Source organism: Mycobacterium sp. (assembly GCF_044342925.1).
Classification (GTDB): domain Bacteria; phylum Actinomycetota; class Actinomycetes; order Mycobacteriales; family Mycobacteriaceae; genus Mycobacterium.
In genome coordinates, this window is record NZ_JBIIOV010000195.1 from 1 (window position 1) to 5,686 (window position 5,686).

The 5,686-nt window shown below is 68.0% G+C and carries 5 protein-coding genes; all 5 read right to left on the reverse strand.

Annotation, left to right across the window (positions count from 1 at the left end; genetic code table 11):
- On the reverse strand, nt 1-1,675 hold a 1,675-nt coding region (locus ADBZ6I_RS15595), incomplete at its 3' end, for a RelA/SpoT family protein (RefSeq protein ID WP_526385418.1).
- Between the two features lie 104 nt (nt 1,676-1,779).
- Entirely contained in the window at nt 1,780-2,334 is a 555-nt protein-coding gene (locus tag ADBZ6I_RS15600) for an adenine phosphoribosyltransferase (protein ID WP_526385414.1), read from the reverse strand.
- Nucleotides 2,331-3,923 (reverse strand): ABC transporter substrate-binding protein, encoded by a 1,593-nt coding sequence (locus tag ADBZ6I_RS15605; protein ID WP_526385420.1) that lies wholly within the window; start codon nt 3,921-3,923, stop codon nt 2,331-2,333. Before ADBZ6I_RS15605 ends, ADBZ6I_RS15600 begins: the two co-directional genes overlap by 4 nt.
- An 81-nt stretch (nt 3,924-4,004) precedes the next feature.
- Entirely contained in the window at nt 4,005-5,222 is a 1,218-nt protein-coding gene (secF, locus tag ADBZ6I_RS15610) for a protein translocase subunit SecF (RefSeq protein WP_526385422.1), read from the reverse strand.
- A gap of 21 nt (nt 5,223-5,243) precedes the next feature.
- Nucleotides 5,244-5,686, reverse strand: a 443-nt coding sequence (locus ADBZ6I_RS15615; RefSeq protein ID WP_526385416.1) for an MMPL family transporter, incomplete at its 5' end; no start/stop codon positions are given.

A 5,686-nucleotide genomic window follows, 5' to 3' on the forward strand; every position in this document is an offset into this window, starting at 1 on the left:
CCAGCCGCTGCAACGGCAGACCGCCGCGGCGCACTTCCCGGGCGATCGCGTCCTTCCCGGATTCCAGCGCCTCTTCGCGGCGTTCCTTGGCGAACCACTGCCGGATCTTGGCCTTGGCGCGTGGGGACACCACGAAGCCCTGCCAGTCCCGCGATGGGCCGGCGTTGGGCGCCTTGGAGGTGAAAACCTCCACCACTTCCCCGTTTTCGAGCTTGCGTTCCAGCGCCACCAGCCGGCCGTTGACCCGCGCACCGATGCAGCGGTGGCCGACCTCGGTGTGGACCGCGTAGGCGAAGTCCACCGGCGTGGAGCCCGCCGGCAGGGTGATCACATCCCCCTTGGGGGTGAAGACGAAGATCTCCTGCACGGCCAAGTCGTAGCGCAGCGACTCGAGGAACTCCCCGGGGTCGGCGGCTTCCCGCTGCCAGTCGAGCAGCTGGCGCATCCAGGCCATGTCGTCGATCTCACCGGCGGCATGCGGGTGTGGAACTCCGTTGCGCCCCTTGGCTTCTTTATAGCGCCAGTGCGCGGCGATGCCGTACTCCGCGGTCCGGTGCATGTCGCGGGTGCGGATCTGCACCTCCAGCGGCTTGCCCTCCGGCCCGACGACGGTGGTGTGCAACGACTGGTACACCCCGAACCGGGGTTGGGCGATGTAGTCCTTGAACCGGCCGGGCATCGGCTGCCACAGCGAGTGCACCACGCCCACCGCGGCGTAACAGTCGCGGATCGCATCACAGAGGATTCGCACCCCGACCAGGTCGTGGATGTCGTCGAAGTCGCGGCCCTTGACGATCATCTTCTGGTAGATCGACCAGTAGTGCTTGGGCCGGCCCTCGACGGTCGCACCGATCTTCATCGCACTGAGCGCGGCGTTGATGTCGGTGCGCACCTTGGCCAGATAGGTGTCCCTGGACGGCGCCCGGTCGGCCACCAGCCGGACGATCTCGTCGTACCGCTTGGGATGCAGGATGGCGAACGACAGATCCTCCAACTCCCACTTCACCGTCGCCATACCGAGCCGATGAGCAAGGGGCGCAATGACTTCCAGCGTCTCCCTAGCCTTTCGGACCTGCTTCTCGGGCGGCAGGAACCGCATGGTCCGCATGTTGTGCAGCCGGTCGGCGACCTTGATCACCAGCACCCGGGGGTCGCGGGCCATCGCGATGATCATCTTGCGGATCGTCTCGCCCTCGGCGGCGCTGCCCAGCACCACCTTGTCCAGCTTGGTCACGCCGTCGACGAGGTGACCGACCTCCTCGCCGAATTCCGCGGTCAATGCCTCCAGGGTGTAGCCGGTGTCCTCGACGGTGTCGTGCAGCAGCGCCGCAACCAGCGTGGTGGTATCCATGCCCAGTTCGGCCAGAATGTTCGCCACCGCCAGCGGGTGGGTGATGTACGGGTCGCCGGAGCGACGCATCTGGTCGGCGTGCCGTTGGTCGGCAACCTCATAGGCCCGCTGCAGCAGCGACAGATCGGCTTTGGGATAGATCTCCCGGTGCACCGCGACCAGCGGCTCCAGGACCGGGTTGATGGTGCCGCGCCCGGCGGTCATTCGGCGTGCCAGGCGAGCCCGCACCCGGCGGGATGCGCTGGCCGCCTTCACAGCGGCGGGGGCGGGGGCTTCGGGACGCGGTTCCGGCAGCTCAGCGACCGGTGGCGCCGCGGCGCCCATGGGTGCGCCGGAGTCTTCGTCGGCCAACGCTCACCTCCCGTCCCCACCGAGGATATCGCCCGGGAACCCTCGGCGGGGTGTCACCGGGCCGCTCGACGGACGCGCTAAATCTGCTGCACGGCGCACACCGGAAGCGGCGAGAGGCGCTCCCGGCCGCGCAGTGCGGTCAGTTCGAGCACCACCGCGGCGGCCGTGACCTCGGCCTCGGCGGCCGCCAGCAGGTCGCGGGCGGCCGTTACCGTGCCACCGGTGGCCAGCACGTCATCGACGATGGCCACCCGGCGCCCTGCCAGTGGGATGCCGTCGGCCGGTATCTCCAGCGACGCCGTCCCGTATTCAAGGGTGTAGCGCAGGCTGCGCACCGGCGGCGGCAGCTTGCCGCCCTTGCGCACGGCCAGCACGCCCACACCGAGCCGATAAGCCACCGCCCCACCGATCAAAAAGCCGCGGGCGTCGATTCCGGCGATGAGGTCGGCGCCGTCGACCATGGCCGCCAGCGCATCGGTGACCGCCGCGAAGCCGCCGGCGTCGGCCAGCACCGGCGTCAGGTCGCGGAACAGCACACCGGGCTCAGGGAAGTCGGGAATCTGGCGGGTGAGGGCGGTGAGGATCCCGGCAGGGTCCGTTGCGAACTCGCGGCCGCCTTCAGGCCGGCTCACGGCTCCAGCCGCCACCGGTCCATGTTCCACCCGGCGCCCCACTTGGTGGGGTTCGCCTGCACGGCGAACATCTTTTTCGACGAGATCAGGGTGCGCTGCTGGCGGTACAGCGGCAGGGTCGGCACGTCGGTCCACAGGATCGGCGCGGCGTCGCCCAGCAGCCTGGCCTGTTCCTTCGGGGCGGTGGTGATAACCATCGCCGAGATGATGCCGTCGATCTGCGGGTTGGCGTAACCGGGCAGGTTGTTGCCGTTGCCCGAGAAGAAAGTGTAGGCGTCCAGGGCCGAGGAGCCCGTGGACCCGCTGCCCGCCGCCCCACCGGTGCTGGCCAGCAGCGCGTCGATCTGTCCGTCGCGCAGGGTCTGCGGGCCGGTGCCCGGGGCGGTCACGTCGACCACCGTGATACCCGCCGGCGCGCATGCCTGGGTGATCGCCGCGACGGCGGCGGCCAGCCGGGGGTTGGGCGCCTGGTAGCCCAGTCGCATCGTCAGTGGCTGGTCCTGCAAGGCAGCCCTGGCCGCATCGGGGTTGGCCACGTTGTACTGGTCGGCCAGCGGCCCGGTCTCCAGCACGGTGTAGGCGTCCTCGTTGTCCGGATTGAGCCGGGTCTGGGCGATCGGCACGCCGGCGTTGCGGGCGATCACGTCACGCGGGATGCAGGACGCCACCGCCCGGCGCACCTCCGGCGTCGACACCGACCCTTTGGGCCCGAAGATGAGCTGTTCGATTCCGCCGGAAGGGATTTCGGTGCTCTGGTACTCGTCCGGCGTGGTCAGGGTGCCCGACGAACCAGTGGCCACGTCGACGACGTGGAAGCTGCCGTTGTTGATGCGGTCCTGCACGTCGAGCCCGCGCGGCCAGACGGTGATCCGCTTGGTCACCGGCTTGGCGCCCCACCACTGGTCGTTGGCGGTCAGCACCACCGCGCCGCTGTCGAGCACCGAGTCGATCTTGTAGGGCCCCGATGACGGGAACCGCTTGAGGGCTTCGGCGTCCATGCCCGGCTTGAGATCCCAGATGGTGTTCCAGGTCTCCGCGATCCGGCTGACCGCGCCCGGATCCCCGCTCAGCAGGGCACCGGTGACGTCGATACCGAGTTCGTCGGCAAGGACGTGCGAGGGCATCAGCGACGTGGCGGTGAACAGCTGGTTGTAGTCGACCATCCCGCGGGTGGGCAGGAAATTGACCTTGGCCTTCTTCTGCCCGGTCTGGCACTCGATGCCGGCGATGTCGATGTAGCCGGCCCTGCTGGCCGAGTTGAATCCCGGCAGCCGACCGGACTGGGCCGCCCAGGTCAGCACCATATCGTCGCACGTGATGGGTTTGCCGTCGGAGTACACCGCGTTGTCAGAGATCTGATAGTCCAGGGTGAGCGGTTCCCGACCGGCGACTGTCACGGTCCCGAAGTCGTTGTCGGCCAGCGCCTGCCCTTCCGGGCCGTGGAAGCTGAATCCGGTGAGGGTCCGCGCGAACGCCTGCGGGCCGGCGGAGGCGGCGCCGTTGACGGTGTTGGTGTTGTAGCTGCTCAGCACTCCGTCAACGGCGTAGTTGACCTGTTCGACTGCAGTATCCGCGCACCCGCTGAGCATGGTGGGGAAGGCGATGGTTCCAGCGGCCACCGCGACGGCGGACAGGCGGCGCCGCAAACCGAGCCTCAAAGCCTTGCCGCCCTATCGTTCCCGCTTGCCGGACGGTCGCCGCGGCCGCACCGGACGCACCGGCGTGGACCCGCCTTGACCAGTGCCCGCGCCCACCGCCACTGTCTCGACCTCGCCGACGGCGGTGGTGGTGGCCACTTCGGCCGAGCCGGCGCCGCCCTGGCGCCGGTTGAGCACCCGGCGGGTGTGATCGCGCACCAGCTTGGTGCGCTCCCGCAGGCTCACCAGCAGCGGGGTGGCGAAGAAGATCGAGGAGTAGGTACCGGCCAGGATGCCGATCAGCAGTACCAGCGAGAGGTCCTTGAGCGTGCCGACACCGAGCAGCCACACCGCCACGACCATCAGCGCCAGCACCGGCATGATCGAGATGAGGCTGGTGTTGATGGAGCGCATGAAAGTCTGGTTTACCGCGAGGTTGGCCTGCTCGGCGAAGGTCCGCCGGGTGGTGTGCTGGAAGTCCTTGGTGTTCTCTTCGACCTTGTCGAACACGATGACGGTGTCGTAGAGCGAGTAGCCGAGGATGGTGAGCAGGCCGATCACGGTGGCCGGGGTCACCTCGAAGCCGATCAGCGAATAGATGCCGGCGGTGATGATGAGGTCCAGGAACAGCGAGCCCAGAGCCGCCATCGCCATGTACTTCTCGTACCGGATCGCGATGTAGATGCCGACCAGCACCAGGAACACCCCGAGGGCGATGAGGGCCTTCTTGGTGATCTGGTTGCCCCAGGTCTCCGATACCGCCGAGTCGCTGATGGCCTGCTTACTCGGCTTGCCGTCGGCGCCTTTGGGCTGGAACTTCTCGAAGAGCGCGCCGCGCAGCTTCTCCGTCTCCTCGTTGCTTAAGGCCTTGGAGCGGATCTGCACGGTGGCGCCCGGACCGTTGCCGACGGTGACCACCGACTCCGGCGCCGTGCCGATCGTGTCGGTGAACACCTGCTCCACCTGGTTGACGCTGGCGTCGCCGCGGGGGAACCCGACCTTGGTGCCGCCTTGGAAGTCGATGCCGAAGGTGAAGCCCCGCAGCACGATGCTGGCGGCGGCGATGGCCACCATCAGCGCGGTGATGGCGAAAAAGAACTTCCGCTTGCCCATCACGTCGAAGCCGCCGGTGCCGGTGTAGAGCCGGGTGAAGAAGCTGTGACGCGGCAGTGCCGCGTCGGGCACCTCCACGCCGGTCGCGTCGAGTTCGGTTGCCGATGTCACGTCGGTCCCCCTGGTCTTGTCCGCCATGGTGGTTTTGTCGACCATGAGCTATTCCCGTCCCGCCGCGGCGGCCACTGCGGCACGCCGCTCGCGGGCAATCTGCTGCACCGCGCCCAATCCGTTGAAGGCCGGTTTGGCCATGGTTGCCGACTTGGACGCCAGATGCATCAGCGGCCAGGTGATCAGGAAAACGACTGTGACGTCGAGGATCGTGGTCAGGCCCAAGGTGAAGGCGAAGCCCTTGACCTGACCGACGGCCAGGAAGTAGAGCACCGCGGCGGCGAGGAAGCTGACCGCGGACCCCGACAGGATGGTCTTGCGGGCTCGCACCCAGGCTCGGGGTATCGCCGACCGGAACGAGCGCCCTTCGCGCATCTCGTCTTTGATGCGTTCGAAGAACACCACGAAGGAGTCGGCGGTGGTACCGATGCCGATGATCAGACCGGCGATGCCGGCCAGGTCCAGGGTGTAGTTGATGTAGCGGCCCAGCA